This window comes from Variovorax sp. FG153, assembly GCF_057809595.1.
In genome coordinates, this window is record NZ_JBMDKG010000019.1 from 25,836 (window position 1) to 43,520 (window position 17,685).

Genomic DNA, 17,685 nt, shown 5'->3' on the forward strand with positions numbered 1-17,685 from the left:
GGTCGGCAGAGTCCGATTCGCCCAAGGGCGCAGCCGCTGCACCTGCCGCGCAGCCAGGCCACTCGATGCCTATGCCAGCGAAGAAGGAGAAGCCATGAAGCGCGCTTTGCGTTTGACGGCCGTCGCCGTCGCGGCCGCCTTCCTGGCCGGTTGCGCCTCGGTCAGCATCGACGACGCCCTGAAGGAAACGAACACCAATGCCCAGCAGTTCACAGGCGGCAAGCTCGAGCTCAGCAGGACCCAGGAGCAGCGCGACCGCCGCGCCGCGTTGACGCAGGATCTGCTGGCCAAGCCACTGTCGCAGAGCGACGCGGTTCAGCTCGCGCTGGCCAACAGCCCGTCCGTCCAGGCGCTGATCGCGCAGAGCTGGGGTGACATTGCCGCGACCAACCAGAGCAGCCGGCTGCCGAACCCGATCCTATCGTTCGCACGAACCCGACTGAACAGCGAACTCGAGCTTGAACGTCTGCTGTCCTTCGGACTGGTGGACCTCATCCTGTTGCCGCAACGCTTGTCGATCTCCAGAAGCCAGGCCAGCCAGGCCAAGGTCCAACTGACCAGCGCCGTCGTCGACCAAGTCACGCAGGTCAAGCAAGCCTGGGTCCGTGCGGTTGCCGCGCAACAGTCGCTGCAGTACGCTGAACAGGTCAACAAGTCGGCTCAAGCCAGCGCCGAGCTCGCACGCCGGATGCAGCTCATTGGGAACTTCTCCAAGCTGCAGCGTGCACGCCAACAGGTGTTCTACGCCGACGCGACCACCCAGCTCGCCTCGGCTCAGCACGCGACTACCGCTGCGCGCGAGGAGCTGATTCGTGTCCTGGGACTGAACGATGAGCAGGCTGCCAAGTTGACGTTGCCCGAACGTCTGCCTGACTTGCCCAAGACCCCTCGCGAGGCGAAGGAAGTCGCGGCGACCGCGACCGAGCAGCGTCTGGACGTCCAACTCGCACGTGCCCAGCTGGACGTGGCGGGCAAGTCGCAAGGCATCAACCTGCTGTCGACCTTCATCGATGTCGAGGTGGGTGGCCGGCGTGACACCGTGTTCGATAACGCGGAAAACACAAAGAGCACCCGTCGAGGCTTCGAGCTCGACATCCGGCTGCCGTTGTTCGACTGGGGGTCGGCGCAGCGCGACATGCTGAATGCGCAGTCGCTGGCCGCAGCGAACCGGTACGACGCCACGGTTCGCGGTGCGGCTTCGCAACTGCGCGAAGGGTATTCGGCCTACCGCACCGCCTACGACATCGCGCGCCACTACCGCGACGAGATCGTCCCGCTGCGTCAGGCCATGGCCGACGAAAACGTGCTTCGCTACAACGGGATGCTGATCGGCGTCTTCGAGTTGCTCGCCGAGGCACGCGACCAGATTTCCAGCGTGACCAACGCCATCAACGCCCAGCAGCAGTTCTGGCTGGCCGACGCCGCCCTGGCCGCGTCGGTGATGGGTAAACCTACCGCGACGGGCGGCTCGATGGCCGGCGGCGGCGGCGAAGCCTCCGCTGCCGCCGCGCACTGACCCCATCAACGAATTGAACGATATGACCAGCAGACGCAACTTCATCACCGGCGCCGGCGCCATCACCGGGGCTGTCGCCGCGGCCAGCGTGAGCAAGGTAGCCATGGCCGCCTTGCCAGAGCCTGTGCTCCAGACCTCTCCGAACACGATGCCGCCACTCGCTCCCTCGAGCGGCCGGCCCTATAACCCCGTGGTCACGCTCAATGGCTGGACCCTGCCTTGGCGCATGAACAACGGTGTCAAGGAATTTCACCTGGTGGCCGAACCGGTGGTGCGCGAGATGGCACCGGGCTTCAAAGCCAATCTGTGGGGCTACAACGGCCAGTCGCCCGGTCCGACCATCGAGGTCGTCGAAGGCGACCGGGTACGGATCTTCGTGACCAATAAGCTGCCCGAGCACACCAGCGTGCACTGGCATGGCCAGCGCCTGCCCAACGGCATGGACGGCGTCGCGGGCCTGAACCAGCCGCCGATCCGTCCGGGCAAGACCTTCGTCTATGAGTTCGTGGCACGCCGCCCCGGCACCTTCATGTACCACCCGCATGCGGACGAGATGACGCAGATGGCGATGGGGATGATGGGCTTCTGGGTCACGCACCCGAAGGGTGACCATCCACTGATCGAGAAGGTCGACCGCGACTTCGTGTTCCTGCTCAACGCCTACGACGTGGAGCCCGGCAGCGCCACGCCCAAGATCATGACGATGCTGGACTTCAACCTGTGGTCCTGGAACAGCCGCATCTTCCCCGGCATCGACTCGCTCAACGTGCGGCTCAACGACAAAGTGCGCATCCGCATCGGCAACCTGACGATGACGAACCACCCGATCCACCTGCACGGGCACGAATTCCTCGTCACGGGCACCGATGGGGGCCCAACGCCGAAGAGCTCCCGGCAGTATGAGGTCACGACGGACGTGGCGGTCGGCCAGATGCGTCAGATCGATTTTCTGGCCGACGAGGAAGGCGACTGGGCCTTCCACTGCCACAAGAGCCATCACACGATGAACGCCATGGGCCACGACGTGCCCACCATGATTGGACTGGACCACAAGGACGTGGCCAAGCAGATCTCGAGCCTGGTGCCCGACTACATGGTGATGGGCGAACGCGGCATGGCCGACATGGCCGAAATGGAAATGCCGATCCCCGACAACACCGCGCGAATGATGACGGGCGAAGGGCCGTTCGGCTCGGTCGAGATGGGCGGCATGTTCAGCGTGGTCAAGGTGCGCAAAAACCAGAAAGCCGGTGATTACTCCAACCCCGGCTGGTTCAAGCATCCCAAGGGCACCGTGGCCTACGAACTCGACGGCCCGGCGCCTGAGACCTCGCGCCAGCGCGATGCCGGCGCGGCTGCGATGCCCGCGAAGAACATGCCCGCCAAGAACATCGAAGTCCAGATTCGCAAGCCGGGCAGCGGACATACCGGCCACTGATTTTCTCTCTCCTCCCCAACCTCAACTCTCAAAGGAAACACATGAAACACACCCTCCGCAATACCGCGCTCGCAGCACTGGTCGCCCTGGCCGCCGCTGGCGCTTCGGCCTCGGGCACCCATGCCGGTGGCCACGGCCACGAAGCCAATGAGGCGATCGGCAAGCCCGGCGTGGCAACCAAGGCCACCCGCACGATCAACGTCGACATGACGGACAGCATGCGCTTCACGCCCGCCGACATCAGCGTCAAGCAGGGCGAGACCGTGCGCTTCGTGATCAAGAACTCTGGCCAACTGAAGCACGAACTCGTGATCGGGACCGAGAAGGAGCTCAAGGAGCATTACGAAGTCATGAAGAAGAACCCCGAGATGGAGCACTCCGATCCGAACATGGTCACGCTGGCCGCGGGCAAGAGCGGCGAGATCGTCTGGCAATTCACCAAGGCCGGCAAGGTCGACTTCGCTTGCCTGCAGCCGGGCCACTACGACGCGGGCATGAAGGGCGCCGTGAACGTGACCAAGACCGGCAAGTAAGCCCGACGCGCCCGCCGCGAGTTCCCATCGGGACGCGGCGGGTCTCCAAATTCATTCATATCCAAGGAGATCTTCATGTCGAACATTCGCATCGCAATCTTGGCATTCGTTGCCGCACTCTCGTTTGCTGGCGCGGCCAGCGCGCAATCGTCCAAACCCACGTCGGACATGCCCGGCATGGCGGACAAGGCACCGGCAGCAGGCGCTGCCGATTCGGCCGCGGCATCGGAACTCACTGAGGGCGAAGTCCGCAAGGTGGACAAGGACAACAAGAAACTCACGATCAAGCACGGTCCGCTGAAGAACCTGGACATGCCCGGCATGACCATGGTGTTCGGGGTCAAGGACGACGCCATGCTCGACAAGGTCGAGACCGGCGCCAAGGTCCGTTTCCAGGCGGAGAAGATCGACGGAAAGATCGTCGTTACCAAGATCGAAGCAGCCCGCTGAGCGCATCAGAAAACCTGGCCGGCAGTGAACGCCGAAAGGATGGAGGAAAACATGGCGTACTCCAGTGCTTCGCAAGTCGTTCGGCAAATCCTTGAGGGGCCAGTCACCCGGCCGGCATTGCTGCGCTGGCGGCGTCGACAGTTCTTCTCCGAGGCTGGTTTTGCCGGCTATTTCGGCATCTTCAAGGACTTCTCCGAAGCGCGGGACTGGCTTCCTGACAATCCGGAATTCGACCATGCGGCCCTGGCGGCCGAGTATGTGAACGTCCGCACGAAGAAGATCTTCGCGTACGACTATCCGGTAATGTGGTGGCTCGAGCGCGCGTTTCGCGACGGTGCCACCAAGGTGCTCGACATCGGCGGTTCAGTAGGCGTTCATTTCTACGCATACCAGCGCTATTTCGAAATGCCGAATCAGTTGTCGTGGCGCGTCGTTGAAGTTCCTGCAATAGCTTCCATCGGCCGAGAAATGGCCAAGCAAGCAGGGGCCAGTGCGCTGAGTTTTACCCACACAGACGCCCTGAGACAGGCGCTGGCCGGCCATGACATCTGGCTCTCGGCAGGAGCCCTGCACTATCTTGACAATGGGCGCCCCGCTGATCTGCTCGCACAGTGCGAGATCCGTCCACGACATATCTTGCTGAACAAGCTCCCGTTGTACGACGGCGAAGACTACGTCACGGCGCAGAACATCGGCGCTGGCTGCTTCGCGCCGATGCATGTCTATAACCGTCAGCGCTTGATCAGTGAGATCGAAGTGCTCGGCTACGCCTTGTGCGACGAGTGGCAAGTTCCTGAGCGCTCGCTCTACCTCCCGGGGTTTCCCGAGCGTTGCATCCCGGCCCACAGCGGCCTTTACTTCCGCATGCTGAACGGCGCAAGCCAAAGCGTCGATGCGTCCTAGCCCATCATGGGGTATCGGGCCGACACATTGTCCGTCGCCGATATCGCGAAGATGAAACATCACATCATCGGCACGGCGCATCCTGTCACAAGCGGGATTCTTGGTGCGGCGATCTGCGTCGGCCTGGCGGGCTGCGCCGACCTCTACAAGCAGCATCGCGATTTCCAGGATGGTTGGCGTACAGGCGAGATTGTCGAGATCGGCCGCGCGAGCGAAATTCAGCGCAGCGGTCGCACGGACTGCAGGAAGAAGGCCAGCCCGGACGAGCTTGCACTGCGTCGATTCGCCATCCTGGTCGATCGTTCCACGGGGCAGCGCCACGCGCACATCGTGATGCTGGACCCTGCGACATCCGTCGAGTTGGGCGACACCGTTTCGACCAATGTCGTCAAGTGCAGCACGCCCATTCGCGTCTTGTCGCATGCACAAGCGCCGCGCGGGTGATACGGCCACCGCACGATCTCCAGCCATCTTTTACAGCTAGCCCGCCCAAAACTTGAGTCCCCCATGAAATTGTTCGTCCCCCTTTTGCTCGCCGCTCTTGGCGGGCTTGCCTCCATCTCTTCTTTCGCAGCCGACCCCATGCCTATGGCTGCTACCGAGAAAGCCCCCGTCAGATCGGCCAAGGCAGATATCGCGAACGGTGAAGTCGTCTTCAACGGAAAGTCGTGCGCCGCATGTCATAACGCTGATGGCAACTCGGCGATTCCCGCCAACCCCAAGCTGGCTCAGCAGCATCCCGAATACCTGGTCAAGCAGCTTCAGGAGTTCAAGTCCGGCAAGCGCAAGAGCCCTGTCATGGCTGGCATGGCCGCGATGCTTTCCGATCAGGAAATGCGCGACGTCGCCTGGTTCCTCGGCTCCAAGCCCGTCAAGCCCGGGTTTGCGAAGGAGAAAGACCTCGTCGCCCTGGGCGAGAGGATCTACCGTGGCGGCATTGGGGACCGCAACGTGCCGGCCTGCGCGGGCTGCCACAGTCCCAACGGCGCCGGCATCCCGAGCCAGTACCCGCGGCTTGGAGGACAACACGCCGAGTACACCGCCGCGCAGCTGACATCGTTTCGCGATGGGACACGACTCAACAGCGTGCCGATGAGTGGCGTTGCAGCGAAGCTCAACGATCGCGAAATCAAGGCGGTGTCCGACTACATCGCAGGCCTGCGCTAAGCCTCGACCAGCGAGCTGCCTGAAATCACCGTGCAGCCAATCCAGCGCCTTCCCCTCACGCGCCTGCTGCCGCTAGGCGCGCGCAGCATCGGCTGGAAAGCCAAGTGGGGTGACGCATGTACGTGACAGGCCGATGGGTCTCTGTGAATGTGGTGAGCACCATGTTCATTGCCTGGATCTTGGGTGTGATCGCTTTCTTGGCCATCGTGTATTGGCAGCGCCGCAAACATCATAAGAACCGGCTGAACCACGACAGAAGTCGAAGAGCCTCTCGCTCGAGTGCACCCAGGAAGGCCCGGCGGGGCAAGCGATGAGGCTGCCGGCAAGTCGCAACCATGACCGGGTTGTCGTCCGACAGACGCCTGTCCGAGTCTTCGGCACGCTGCAAGCAGGTTCAGAGTTTCCGCACGGTCGACATTCGCCATCGTCGTTCATATCGACGCCGCTCGTCGTTAACCGGTTGCTCTAGGTTTTTCATGCACACGCGATCCGACGGGTCGCGCAACTCGGGACGGTTACATCGTCCCTCTTCGCCGGTCGCCAGCTGCCGGCCGCTACACAAAGGAGAAAGTCATGTCACATGAAACCAACTCTGCCTGTATCGAGGCGTGCAACGAGTGTGCCATCGCATGCAATCACTGTGCAATGGCCTGCTTGAAGGAAGACAACGTCAAGATGATGGCCCGATGCATCGCGCTGGATATGGATTGCGCGGCGATCTGCCAGTTGGCCGCCGCCACCATCGCCCGTGGCAGCGAGCACACAAAAGAAATTTGCGAACTGTGCGCCGACATCTGCGAAGCCTGCGCGGAGGAATGCGGCAAGCACAAGGCACCGCATTGCCAGTCCTGCGCCGCAGCCTGTCGTGCCTGCGCGGTTGCCTGCCTTGAAATGGCACATTGAATTTCAACCCACCAAGGAGAACCATGAACTCCCTGTATTTCAGGACCTTGGCGAGCGCCTCTGCGCTCGCGGCCTTTGCGCTGACCGCGGTGGCGCAAATTCAGCCCTCCACTCCGCCTGCATCGGGGCCGATGGCCATGTCTCCAGCGCAGATGCAGAAAGGCAGCGGATCAGACGAAATGAAGAAATCCATGATGAGCGGCATGGAGGGCATGCCGAAGATGCAGATGTCAGGGGACACCGACAAGGATTTCGCGATGCTGATGAAGATGCATCACCAGCAGGCGCTCGAGATGGCCAAGCCCGAGATCGCACACGGAAATTCGCCGGAGCTGAAAGCGATGGCACGCAAGATCATCAAGGACCAAACCAAGGAGATCGCGCAGCTGGATGCGTGGATGAAAAAGAATCCTTGAGCAGGAAGTGGTGCGTTGCGCAGGGTCCGTTCGTATCAGCATCCGAGGCCACTTTCCGGTCCGTCCGGCGCAGATGGAAAAGCGCATCGTGCGCGCCTGAACCCAAACAACGGGAATCACCATGTTCGCTCAACCCATCGACTACTTCCTGGCCGTCTGGTTCGTATTGGCGGCCCTGTCCACCGCCTACGTCGCATGGGACCAGCTGCGCCACAACCCCGAGCCGGTCGTGATGAAGTGGGGATTCATCCTCGTCACGCTCTACCTCGGTCCGCTGGGCTTGCTGCTCTACGTGATGGCGGACAAAGAGCCGGTCCCCGGCGAGCACGAAGAGTTTGTCAAGCCGCTGTGGAAACAGGGCGTGGGCTCCACGATCCACTGCGTGGCGGGCGATGCAACGGGCATCATCTTGGCGGCGGTCGTAACCGCGGTGCTTGGGCTGCCGATGTGGATCGACCTGATCGTCGAGTACGTTGCCGGCTTTGCGTTCGGCCTGTTCATTTTCCAGTCGCTCTTCATGAAGAACATGATGGGCGGCACCTACTGGGAAAACGTCAAGAAGTCGTTCATGCCAGAGTTCATCAGCATGAACGCAATGATGGCCGGCATGGCGCCGGTGATGGCGCTGCTCATGATGGGCCGCGACATGCGGGCGATGGACCCGACCGAGCTCGTCTTCTGGGGCGTGATGTCGCTGGGTGTGGCTGTCGGCTTTGCGGTGGCGTATCCGGTGAACGTCTGGATGGTGTCCCGGAAGATGAAGCACGGGCTGATGACCGAGCGTCGACCCGAGAAGAAGGCCGAGGCGCAAGCCGATGTGACCATGGCGCCCGGGCATGCCCCAATGCATGCGCATGGCTCGGCGCCTGTCTCCGCGGCCACCCCAGCAGCCCAGCACACCGGCCACGAACAGCACGCCCAGCCCGCACTGGACAAGTCGCGCGATAAATCGGGCCATGCGCAAGAAGGTCGCGGCGGCCACAGCATGCAGCCGAACGTGACGCGGCCGCAGCTGGTGGCCGTAACGATGACCACCACGCTCATGCTGCTGGCCGGCATGACGATGCCCGCGATGTTCGTGAACATGCGTCTGTCGAACCGGGACGTGGGCGGTGCCATCATGCCGCCGTCGATGATCATGGGCTGGGACACCCCCGGCCAGGCGATGCGCGACATGTCGGCCATTCACCCGCGCGAGATCGCGCACATCGCTGGGGCGCAGACCCGCGGCGACGTGGACCTTGTCCCCACGCTGGACAACGGCATCAAGGTCTTCAACCTAGAGACCAGTGTCATCCGATGGAACATCCTGCCGGACGTGACTGTCGAGGGCTACGCATTCAACGCGACGATTCCGGGCCCGAGGATTCGGGTCACCGAAGGCGATCGGGTGCGCATCAAGGTGACGAACTGGTTGCCCGAGAGCACCACCGTGCATTGGCATGGGCTGATTCTTCCGAACGAGATGGACGGTCCGGCCAAGATCACGCAAAAGCCGATTCCGCCCGGCGGCTCTTATACCTACGAGTTCACGACCGAGCAGGCAGGCACGTTTTTCTATCACTCGCACGACCATGTGGACCGCCAGCAGGCCTTCGGTTTGTATGGCGCCCTGATCATCGACCCCAAGCACGCCGAGCAGGCACCAAAGGCCGACCACGAATATGTGATCCAGCTGCAGGAATGGCTCAAGCGCGAAGGCCTGACCTACCCGGCGATGCTGATGGAAGGCGGCTTGCCGAACTATTTCACCATTAACGGCAAGGCATTTCCCGCCACCGACACGGTGAAGATGAAGGTCGGTGAAACCATCAAGCTCAGGTTCGTAGGAAGCAACAACAACTTCGTGCACCCCATGCACGTCCACGGTGGCCCGTTCACCGTCGTTGCAAGGGACGGCTATGTGCTGCCTGAGTCGGCACGGTTCCAGGCGGATACGGTGAACGTCGGCCCGGGTCAGCGCTACGACGTCATCTGGAAGGCCCTGCGGCCTGGCAAGTGGCTGGTGCACTGCCACATCCCGCACCACACCACCAACAACAACGTCGAGCAGGACGGCGGCGGGGGCCTGATGATGGTGCTGGACGTGGAGGCCTGAATGCCGTTTTCCGATGTTTCCTGGGGACATATCAAAATGTCCCTTGACCTTCACATGATGTCAAGCCTGAGACTGAGAGCCACTTTCAACGAAGGAGTCTTCATGCAAGAGTTCGAAATTCAATCGATGTCCTGCGGCGGTTGCGCCAGCCGGGTGGCCCAGGCGGTCAAGAACCTGGACGCCCAGGCGAAGATCGAGGTGGACCTGCCGTCCAGGACGGTCCGGATCGAAACCACCGAGGACCGCGCGTCCGTAGCTGCAGCTCTCGCAGAAGCGGGTTACGCACCGAAGTAAGCGGCGGCCCTCGATCAGCCCTCGAGCGGCCCAGCAACCCCGACCAGCCAGCCCCTGCAGGGTGAGCGGCTGGTGGCGGCGCCGGCGGCGCACGGCCTCTCTCAATTTTCTCTCGGAGAACGCGAATGAATGACGCGCCCACGAGACAAGCAGGACACCATGAAGGCAACCACGGGCCGCACGCGCATGCCGACGTCGGAACGTTGCCCGGTGAGTCCAATGTGTCATTGAAGGATCCTGTCTGCGGGATGAAGGTGAACGCGCAGTCTCGCCACGTCCTGCAGCACGAAGGCAAGCCGGTCTACTTCTGCAGTGCGGGTTGCAAGGCCAAGTTCGAGGCCGACCCAGCCAAGTACGTGAAGCGCAGCGCGCAGCCGGTGGAGCCGCTCGTCCTTGCGCCAGCGGATGTAGCTCAGCCCGGCCCCGCAGGCACGATCTACACCTGCCCCATGCACCCGGAGATCCGGCAGGATCACCCCGGGAACTGCCCCAAGTGCGGCATGACACTGGAACCCGAGATGCCGACGCTCGATGAGGGCGAAGACCCCGAGCTGAAAGACTTCAAGCGGCGCTTCATCTGGACGTTGCCCCTCACCGTCATCGTCACCGTGCTTGCCATGGCTGGCCATCGCCTGCACTGGTTCGAGATGGGCACCCAGAGCTGGATAGAACTCGTGCTCAGTGTGCCGATCGTGCTATGGGCCGGCTGGCCTTTCTTTGTGCGCGCAGTGCAGTCGGTTTCGAACCGCAGTCCGAACATGTGGACTCTGATCGGCCTGGGCACGGCCGCCGCCTTTGTCTACAGCGTCGTGGCCACGGTGGCGCCCGGCGTGTTTCCCGCGTCGTTCGTGTCGATGGGGCGGGTCTCGGTCTACTTCGAAGCGGCCGCGGTGATCATTTCCCTCACCTTGCTGGGCCAGATCCTCGAGCTCAAGGCACGTTCGCAAACCTCCGCGGCCATCAAGTCGCTGCTGGGCCTTGCGCCCAAGACGGCACGCCGGATCGGCACCGACGGCACCGAAGAAGACGTGCCTATCGGCCATGTGCATGTCGGAGACAAGCTGCGCGTCAGGCCGGGGGAAAAAGTGCCTGTGGACGGGGTGGTGATCGAAGGCACCAGCGCGGTCGACGAGTCGATGCTCACCGGGGAGCCGTTGCCCGTGACCAAGCGGGTTGGCGACAAGCTCATCGGCGCGACCCTGAACACCAACGGCTCACTCGTCATGCAGTCGGAAAAGGTCGGCTCGCAGACCGTGCTCGCGAGCATCGTGCAGATGGTCGCGCAGGCCCAGCGCTCCCGCGCGCCGATGCAGCGGATGGCCGACCAGGTCGCCGGCTACTTCGTCATGGCGGTCATCGCCGTTGCGGTGCTGACCTTCTTCGCCTGGGGGTTCTTCGGGCCGCAGCCCAGCTGGGTCTACGGCCTCATCAATGCCGTGGCGGTGCTCATCATTGCCTGCCCCTGCGCGCTCGGCCTTGCGACGCCGATGTCGATCATGGTCGCCACGGGCAAGGCAGCCACGCAGGGCGTGCTGTTCCGCGATGCCGCCGCGATCGAGAACTTCCGCAAGGTCGATGCGCTCATCGTCGACAAGACCGGCACCCTGACGGAAGGCCGGCCGCAGTTCGAGCGGGCGGTGCCTGCGCCGGGCTTCACCGAGGACGAGGTGCTGCGCCTCGCGGCCAGCCTGGACCAGGGGAGCGAGCACCCCCTGGCGGACGCCATCGTGCGGGCGGCGCGTGAGCGCAACCTGGCGCTGGACACGCCCGACGATTTTGAATCCAGCAGCGGCATCGGTGTGAGCGGAGCCGTGGCCGGCCGGAAGCTGGCGCTCGGAAACACCGCGCTGATGGATCAGCTGCGCGTCTCGGTCGATGCGCTGAAACCACAGGCCGAGGCGATGCGCACGGAGGGCGCCAGCGTCATGTTCCTGGCGGTAGACGGTCAGCCTGCTGGCTTGCTCGCGGTGTCGGATCCGATCAAGGCCACCACCATGGAGGCGCTGGCCGCTCTCAAGGCCTCGGGCCTGCGCGTCATCATGGCCACCGGCGACGGGCTGACCACGGCCCGGGCCGTTGCTGCCAGGCTGGGCATCGACGAGGTGCACGGCGAAGTGAAGCCCGCCGACAAGCTCGCGCTGGTCGACAGGCTGCAGCGCGAAGGCCGCATCGTCGCGATGGCCGGCGACGGCATCAACGACGCGCCCGCGCTCGCCAAGGCCGACGTCGGCGTGGCGATGGGCACCGGCACCGATGTCGCGATGAACAGCGCCCAGGTGACGCTGGTCAAGGGCGACCTGCGCGGCATTGCGCAGGCGCGCGTGATCTCCGAGCAGACCATCGCCAACATGAAGCAGAACCTCGGCTTCGCCTTCCTCTACAACGCCCTGGGCGTGCCGCTGGCCGCAGGCGTGCTGTTCCCGTTCACGGGCTGGCTGCTGTCGCCGATGATCGCGGCGCTGGCGATGAGCCTGAGCTCGGCGTCGGTCATCACCAACGCCTTGCGCTTGCGGACAGCCAAGAGCGGCGCTCATGCGTCCCACGATGGCGAAAGATCGGCCTAGCGGCGTGCGGCCCGAGCGGTTTCGCTCCCTGCGAAGGAAGTCCCATGAAATCCAAGTTGCTCGAGCAGCATTTGCTGGACATCTACCAGGAGGCCGTCCGGCAGAGAAACTGGACGGTTGCCGGGCACCTGTTGTGCGCCATCGAGGCGTGGGCCCCTGCCGATGCGCCGATCAGCGAGACAGTGGCCAAGGCCTACGGGGTCTTGGCCACCGAGGGTAAAAACCCCCGTTGCTGCGAGACGCGAACGAAGCGCCACTGAGACTTGGCAGTCAAGCTTTGGCGCGGGGTTTGAGAAGATTGGCGAGGGACTTCTGGTCTTCGGCCAACTGCATTCGCATCAGTTGAAGCACTCGCGCAGCGAGGCCGGACAGAGGCTGCCCGGGAGGCAGCACCAGCACGCCCGCGAAGGAGACCTCCAGGGACAGCGGGCGAATGACCAGGCCGCGCTGGGCGTACTCCAGCGCGGTGACTGGGTTGACGACGCCGATGCCCATGCCGCTCAGGGCCATCTCGCACACGCTCGCCGCATAGGGGGTTTCGACCAGCACGCTCAATCCGACGTTGCAGCCCGCCAATGCCCGCTCCAGGCGCCGCCGGGAGGCGTCCTCGGGGTTGAGCGCGAGAAATGGCTCTTCCGCGAGTTGATGGGGCTGGATGATCTTGGCCTTGGTCAATCGGTGCTTCGCATGCATCACCACCACGCCGGGGAAGCGCGCGAATTCGGAGTGCTCCAGGCCTGTCGTCGGCATCTCGTCGGCCATCAATCCGAAGTCGACCTGACGCCCCAACACAGCCTCGTGCACCTCCCGCGAACTGAGCACCTGCAGCGAAATCTGGGGCCGGGCTTCGGAGTCCCGGCGCTCAGCCACCAACCGTGACAGCACCCGCGGAACGAAGGTCAGGCCGAAGGCCGGATAGACCGCCATGCGCAGGGTGTTCACCCCGAAGCGCTTGAGGCTGCGCATGCGGTGCTCGATGCTGCTCAGACCCACGAAGACACGCTCTACCTCGACCAGCAAGGCTTGTGCTTCGGGCGTCGGGTGCAAACGCCCCCGCAGCCGGCGAAACAGCGGGAATCCAGCCGATTCCTCGAGCCTGCGCAGCGACTGGCTGATGGCGGGCTGCGTGACACCCAGCAGCGCAGCGGCCTTGCTCGCGGAGCCCACGGACATCACGGAGCGGAACACCTCGACCTCTCGTAGCAACATATAACAACCGCTTATGGAGAAAGAACTTCGAACACGATTCAGATTATCTCCATCGTCCTAGAGTTGGCGTCTTCAGCCACCTTCCGGAGAAGCGACATGAAACTTCAAACAGTTCTTGCAGTGACCGTCCTTGCATGCGCCGCGCCTGTGTGGGCGCACGATTTATCCGGTGACATCGCCAAGTTTCAATCCATCGCTGCGACCAAGAAGCCCGACAGCCAACAGGCGCTCGCCGCGAGGCTCGCACTGGAGCGCGCGCAGGGCGAGATGGAGCAGTCGGACGTGAAGATGGTGTTGCGCATCCGCTCGATGACCAACGCGGGCCTGCGCGCCGTCGGCGAGCAACCGGCCTTTCTCACCAGCGAGTACAAGCGCCTGGAAGCGGCACTGGCCAACCCCAAGACCAATGACCCGGCCAAGATCGCCGCGGCCAAGGAGACCTTCGCTCGCCTGACGGTGGAGATGAAGGTCTATACCGATCTCGAAAACATGGCCGTCGACCAGATGAAGCAGGCACTGCAGCTCATCGAATCCGCACCCGCGAACTGATCGCGATCCCAACGAACAGCTCCTTCTTCTATCGTGAACCCTTCCATTCCCAACCTCGACACTCCCCGGCGCAACGCGTTCGCCAGCCTGGTCCCGCCGGTTTGGCGTGCTTCCACAGTCGTCTTCGATTCGCTCGACGATTTCGTCAACCGCCGCACCCGCCTTCCTGATGGCTTCAGCTATGGCACCACGGGCACACCGACACAGCGTGCCCTTGAGACGCGCATCGCCGAGCTGGATGGCGCCGCGCATTGCGTCGTCTTTCCCTCCGGACAGGCGGCCGTCTGCGGTGCGCTGCTGGCGCTGCTCAAGAAGGGCGACCACCTGCTGATGACCGACGCCGCCTACGGCCTGGCCAAATCCTTCGCCGTCGAACGGCTGCAGGCGCTCGGCATCGAGGTCGAGTTCTATCCGCCGCGCATTGGCGCGGACATCGAGCGCCTCGTGCGCCCCAACACGCGGCTCATCTGGCTGGAGTCCCCCGGAACGGTGACCATGGAAGTGGAAGACGTGCCGGCGATCACAGCCGTCGCGCGCACTCGCGGCGTGCTGACCGCCATCGACAACACCTGGGCCAGCCCGCTCGGCTTCGCGGCCTTGGCGCATGGCGTGGACCTGTGCATTCACGCCTGCACCAAGTACATGGGCGGCCATTCCGACGTGCTCATGGGCAGTATCGCGATCAATGACGAAGGCCTGTACAGGTCCTTGCGTGGCCTCCAATCGCAGATGGGGTTGGCGGTGAGCCCGGAGGATTGCTTCCTGGTCGCCCGGGGCCTGGACACGATGCAGGTGCGCATGGAGCGCCAGGCCGCCAGCGCGCAACTGATTGCCGAACGACTCGCGGTGCATCCCCTGGTGCGTCGGATGCTCTTTCCGGCGCTGCCCGGCGCGCCGGACCATGCGCTGTGGGCGCGCGATTTCAAGCAGTCCGGCTGCGTGATGTCGCTGCAGCTCGTAGACAGTTCCTACGACGCTTACCGGGCACTGTTCGCAAAGCTGAAGCTCTTTTCCATCGGCGCGAGTTGGGGCGGCGTGCGCAGCATCGCGGCTTTCTATCCCGCGGAGGAGATCGCCAAGCGCAATTTCTGTGACGTCCAAGGGCCGGTCATCCGCTTGTCGATTGGCCTGGACGATCCGCAGGCGCTGCTCGACGAGCTGCTGGATGCCTTGAGCGCCCACGAGACGAGTTCCAACCTCTGATTCCCGATACCTGGAGCCTGCGATGACCTTCAAGCCGACTATTCACGCCGCGTTGATCCGCCCCTGCCTCGCCTTAGCCGGCCTTGCGCTGTGCGCCAGTGTCGCCGCGCAAACCGTGCAGCCACTGGATGGCACGCTCAAGAAGATCAAGGACACCGGCACGATCACGGTCGCCACGCGCGGCGCGTCCATTCCGTTCAACTACCTGGACGACAACAACAAGCAAGCCGGCTTTGCGTGGGAGATCTCGCAGCGTGTGGTCGAACAGGTGAAGAAGGACCTCAAGCTCGCCAAGCTCGAGGTCAAGACGCTGGAAGTCACGCCGCAGACGCGCATTCCGCTGGTGGCCAACCAGACCGTTGATCTGGAGTGCAGTTCCACCACGAACAACGCCGAGCGGCAGAACCAGGTGTCGTTCTCCACCACCTTCTTCGTGGTGGGTGCGCGCCTGCTGGTGCGCAAGAGCTCGGGCATCAAGCACTGGTCCGATCTCGTGGGCAAGAACGTGGTCGTGAGCGCGGGCACCACGGCCGAGCGCATGCTGCGGCAGCTCAACGAGAAGAACAAGTGGGGCATCAACATCATCCTGGCCAAGGACATCAACGAGAACTTCCTGACCGTCGAGACCGGGCGGGCCGTGGCGGCCACACAGGACGACATCATTCTTTTCAGCAACATCGCGCGGGCCCGCAATCCCGCGGACTGGGAGGTGGTCGGTGTGCCCCAACAGAAGGAGGCTTACGGCTGCATGCTGCGCAAGGGCGACGTCACCTTCAAAAAGCTTGTCGACGGCGTGATCACCGGGATGATGCGCTCCGGCGAGTTCGCGTCGCTGTATGAAAAGTACTTCCTCAAGCCGATCGCGGTGAAGGGCAATGTCACGGTGAACTTCCCGATGTCGCCCGACATGCAGGAACTCATGCGTCATCCGAACGACCAGCCGCTGTGAATGCCCTGACGCCGCCTCTCGATTCGTTTCCCCGAACGTCCTGAACGATGCACTACTCCTGGGATTGGTTGATCTTCTTCAAGCCCTCGGTCACGGGCGAGGGCGTGTACGGTCTGATGCTGCTGCGCGGATTGCTGTGGACGGTGGTGCTGTCATTGCTGGCCTGGACGCTGGCGCTGGGCCTCGGCCTGATCGCCGGCGTTGCACGGACCTTGCCCAACCGGGCCGCGCGCTACCTGTCCACGGCGTACATCCACTGTTTTCGCAACACACCGCTGCTGGTCCAACTGTTCCTTTGGTATTTCGTGGTGCCGGAACTGCTGCCGGTCGACTGGGGCAATGCGCTCAAGCAGATGAACCCGACGACGAACCAGTTCCTCACCGTGCTGGTGGCGCTCACGCTCTACACGGCTGCGAAGGCGGCCGAGCAGGTACGCGCCGGCATCGAGTCGGTGCCGCGCAGCCAGAAGCAGGCGGCGATGGCGCTCGGGCTGGGGACCGTGGCGGCCTACCGGCATGTGATCCTTCCGCAGGCCCTGCGCATCGTCATCCCGCCGCTGACCTCAGATTTCCTGAACGTGTTCAAGAACTCGGCCGTGGCGCTCACCATCGGGCTGATGGAGCTGACGGGCCAAACGCGCCAGCTCAGCGAATTCAGCGCCCACCCGTTCGAGGCCTTCATTGCCGCGACGGTCATCTACATGGCGATCACCTACGGCGTGATCGTACTGATGCGCCGCATCGAGTTTCGGGTGCGTGTGCCGGGCCTGTTGGGAGCTGCTTGATGGGCTACGACTTCGATTGGGCGGCCCTGCAGCGCGCCTGGCCCTATCTGCTGCAGGGTCTGCAGATGACGGCATTCCTGGTGATCGCCGCAATGGCCGCGGGCATCGGCCTTGGAACGCTGCTGGCGATCACGCGGATCTTCGCGCCGCGCCCGGTCGCGGCCCTCGTCTCCGGCTACGTGAACCTGTTCCGCTCGATTCCGCTGATCCTCACGATCCTGTGGATCTACTTCCTGATGCCCATGGTGTTGCGCGCCGTCACGGGTGACCCAAACCTTTCCGTCGGGCCGATCTACGCCGCGCTGGTGGCCTTCGTTCTCGCAGAGTCGGCCTATTACTGCGAGATCATCCGCGCCGGTATCGGCAGTGTGCGCGCGGGGCAGATGCAGGCGGCGCAGTCGCTCGGCATGGCACCTTGGCAAGCCTTGCGGCATGTGATCCTGCCGCAGGCGTTCCGCAACATGACACCGTCATTGATCAATCAGACCATCGCCTTGCTCAAAGACACGTCACTCGTCTACGTCATCAGCCTGAACGACTTTCTCGGAGCTGCGAGCAAAGTGGGCCAGCGCGACGGGCGCGTGGTCGAGGTCTACATCCTTGTCGCGGTGGTCTACCTGGTCTTGTGCACGGCGGGCGCATGGTGGGTCACCTGGCTGCAGCGGCGCAAGACCGCATCGGCCGCCTGAATGGATGACGAATCAGCAA

At 63.4% G+C, this 17,685-nt stretch carries 19 protein-coding genes; 18 read left to right on the forward strand and 1 reads right to left on the reverse strand.

The window, feature by feature from the left end; all coding sequences use genetic code 11:
- Positions 1-94: 94 nt before the first annotated feature.
- From ACODT0_RS20700 to ACODT0_RS20760, 13 genes are all read left to right on the forward strand, one after another.
- Complete coding sequence (locus ACODT0_RS20700; RefSeq protein WP_296731837.1) at positions 95-1,516, forward strand: TolC family protein; 1,422 nt, start codon at positions 95-97, stop codon at positions 1,514-1,516.
- Positions 1,517-1,538: 22 nt separating this feature from the next.
- A complete protein-coding gene (locus ACODT0_RS20705) occupies positions 1,539-2,954 on the forward strand; it encodes a multicopper oxidase family protein (RefSeq protein ID WP_296731953.1) in 1,416 nt (471 codons plus the stop codon).
- Positions 2,955-2,995: 41 nt separating this feature from the next.
- Positions 2,996-3,487: a cupredoxin domain-containing protein gene (locus tag ACODT0_RS20710; protein WP_296731833.1), complete on the forward strand. Its 492-nt coding sequence runs from the start codon at positions 2,996-2,998 to the stop codon at positions 3,485-3,487.
- A gap of 75 nt (positions 3,488-3,562) precedes the next feature.
- Positions 3,563-3,937: a copper-binding protein gene (locus ACODT0_RS20715; protein WP_296731830.1), complete on the forward strand. Its 375-nt coding sequence runs from the start codon at positions 3,563-3,565 to the stop codon at positions 3,935-3,937.
- 51 nt (positions 3,938-3,988) lie between these two features.
- Positions 3,989-4,840, forward strand: a complete 852-nt coding sequence (locus tag ACODT0_RS20720) for a methyltransferase, TIGR04325 family (protein WP_296731828.1) — start codon at positions 3,989-3,991, stop codon at positions 4,838-4,840.
- Positions 4,841-4,891: 51 nt separating this feature from the next.
- Positions 4,892-5,284 (forward strand): hypothetical protein, encoded by a 393-nt coding sequence (locus tag ACODT0_RS20725; RefSeq protein ID WP_296731825.1) that lies wholly within the window; start codon positions 4,892-4,894, stop codon positions 5,282-5,284.
- Between the two features lie 63 nt (positions 5,285-5,347).
- Positions 5,348-6,007, forward strand: a complete 660-nt coding sequence (locus tag ACODT0_RS20730) for a c-type cytochrome (RefSeq protein ID WP_296731822.1) — start codon at positions 5,348-5,350, stop codon at positions 6,005-6,007.
- 573 nt (positions 6,008-6,580) lie between these two features.
- Positions 6,581-6,910, forward strand: coding sequence for a four-helix bundle copper-binding protein (locus ACODT0_RS20735; protein WP_296731818.1), 330 nt, complete (start codon positions 6,581-6,583; stop codon positions 6,908-6,910).
- A gap of 23 nt (positions 6,911-6,933) precedes the next feature.
- Positions 6,934-7,326 carry a DUF305 domain-containing protein gene (locus tag ACODT0_RS20740; RefSeq protein WP_296731814.1) on the forward strand — a complete coding sequence of 131 codons (393 nt, stop codon included), beginning with the start codon at positions 6,934-6,936 and terminating at the stop codon, positions 7,324-7,326.
- A 121-nt stretch (positions 7,327-7,447) separates the two neighbouring features.
- Positions 7,448-9,424, forward strand: coding sequence for a multicopper oxidase domain-containing protein (locus tag ACODT0_RS20745; protein ID WP_296731811.1), 1,977 nt, complete (start codon positions 7,448-7,450; stop codon positions 9,422-9,424).
- A gap of 102 nt (positions 9,425-9,526) precedes the next feature.
- Positions 9,527-9,718, forward strand: coding sequence for a heavy-metal-associated domain-containing protein (locus tag ACODT0_RS20750; RefSeq protein ID WP_296731808.1), 192 nt, complete (start codon positions 9,527-9,529; stop codon positions 9,716-9,718).
- A gap of 125 nt (positions 9,719-9,843) precedes the next feature.
- Complete coding sequence (locus ACODT0_RS20755) at positions 9,844-12,282, forward strand: heavy metal translocating P-type ATPase (protein WP_296731804.1); 2,439 nt, start codon at positions 9,844-9,846, stop codon at positions 12,280-12,282.
- Positions 12,283-12,326: 44 nt separating this feature from the next.
- On the forward strand, positions 12,327-12,542 hold the full coding sequence (locus ACODT0_RS20760; RefSeq protein ID WP_296731801.1) for a globin family protein: 216 nt from the start codon (positions 12,327-12,329) through the stop codon (positions 12,540-12,542).
- A 10-nt stretch (positions 12,543-12,552) separates the two neighbouring features.
- On the opposite strand, the gene ACODT0_RS20765 is transcribed toward ACODT0_RS20760, so the two are convergent.
- Positions 12,553-13,491, reverse strand: coding sequence for a LysR substrate-binding domain-containing protein (locus ACODT0_RS20765; RefSeq protein WP_296731798.1), 939 nt, complete (start codon positions 13,489-13,491; stop codon positions 12,553-12,555).
- Between the two features lie 96 nt (positions 13,492-13,587).
- On the opposite strand from ACODT0_RS20765, the gene ACODT0_RS20770 reads away from it, so the two are divergent.
- Genes ACODT0_RS20770 through ACODT0_RS20790 form a run of 5 tightly spaced genes read left to right on the forward strand, consistent with a single transcriptional unit; the run spans position 13,588 to position 17,666 of the window.
- Positions 13,588-14,040: a hypothetical protein gene (locus tag ACODT0_RS20770; RefSeq protein ID WP_296731794.1), complete on the forward strand. Its 453-nt coding sequence runs from the start codon at positions 13,588-13,590 to the stop codon at positions 14,038-14,040.
- Between the two features lie 33 nt (positions 14,041-14,073).
- Positions 14,074-15,243, forward strand: a complete 1,170-nt coding sequence (locus ACODT0_RS20775) for a trans-sulfuration enzyme family protein (protein WP_398493947.1) — start codon at positions 14,074-14,076, stop codon at positions 15,241-15,243.
- A 22-nt stretch (positions 15,244-15,265) separates the two neighbouring features.
- On the forward strand, positions 15,266-16,192 hold the full coding sequence (locus tag ACODT0_RS20780) for a transporter substrate-binding domain-containing protein (protein ID WP_398493949.1): 927 nt from the start codon (positions 15,266-15,268) through the stop codon (positions 16,190-16,192).
- Between the two features lie 47 nt (positions 16,193-16,239).
- Entirely contained in the window at positions 16,240-16,977 is a 738-nt protein-coding gene (locus ACODT0_RS20785) for an amino acid ABC transporter permease (protein WP_398493951.1), read from the forward strand.
- Positions 16,977-17,666: an amino acid ABC transporter permease gene (locus ACODT0_RS20790; RefSeq protein WP_398493953.1), complete on the forward strand. Its 690-nt coding sequence runs from the start codon at positions 16,977-16,979 to the stop codon at positions 17,664-17,666. Before ACODT0_RS20785 ends, ACODT0_RS20790 begins: the two co-directional genes overlap by 1 nt.
- Positions 17,667-17,685: the final 19 nt, after the last annotated feature.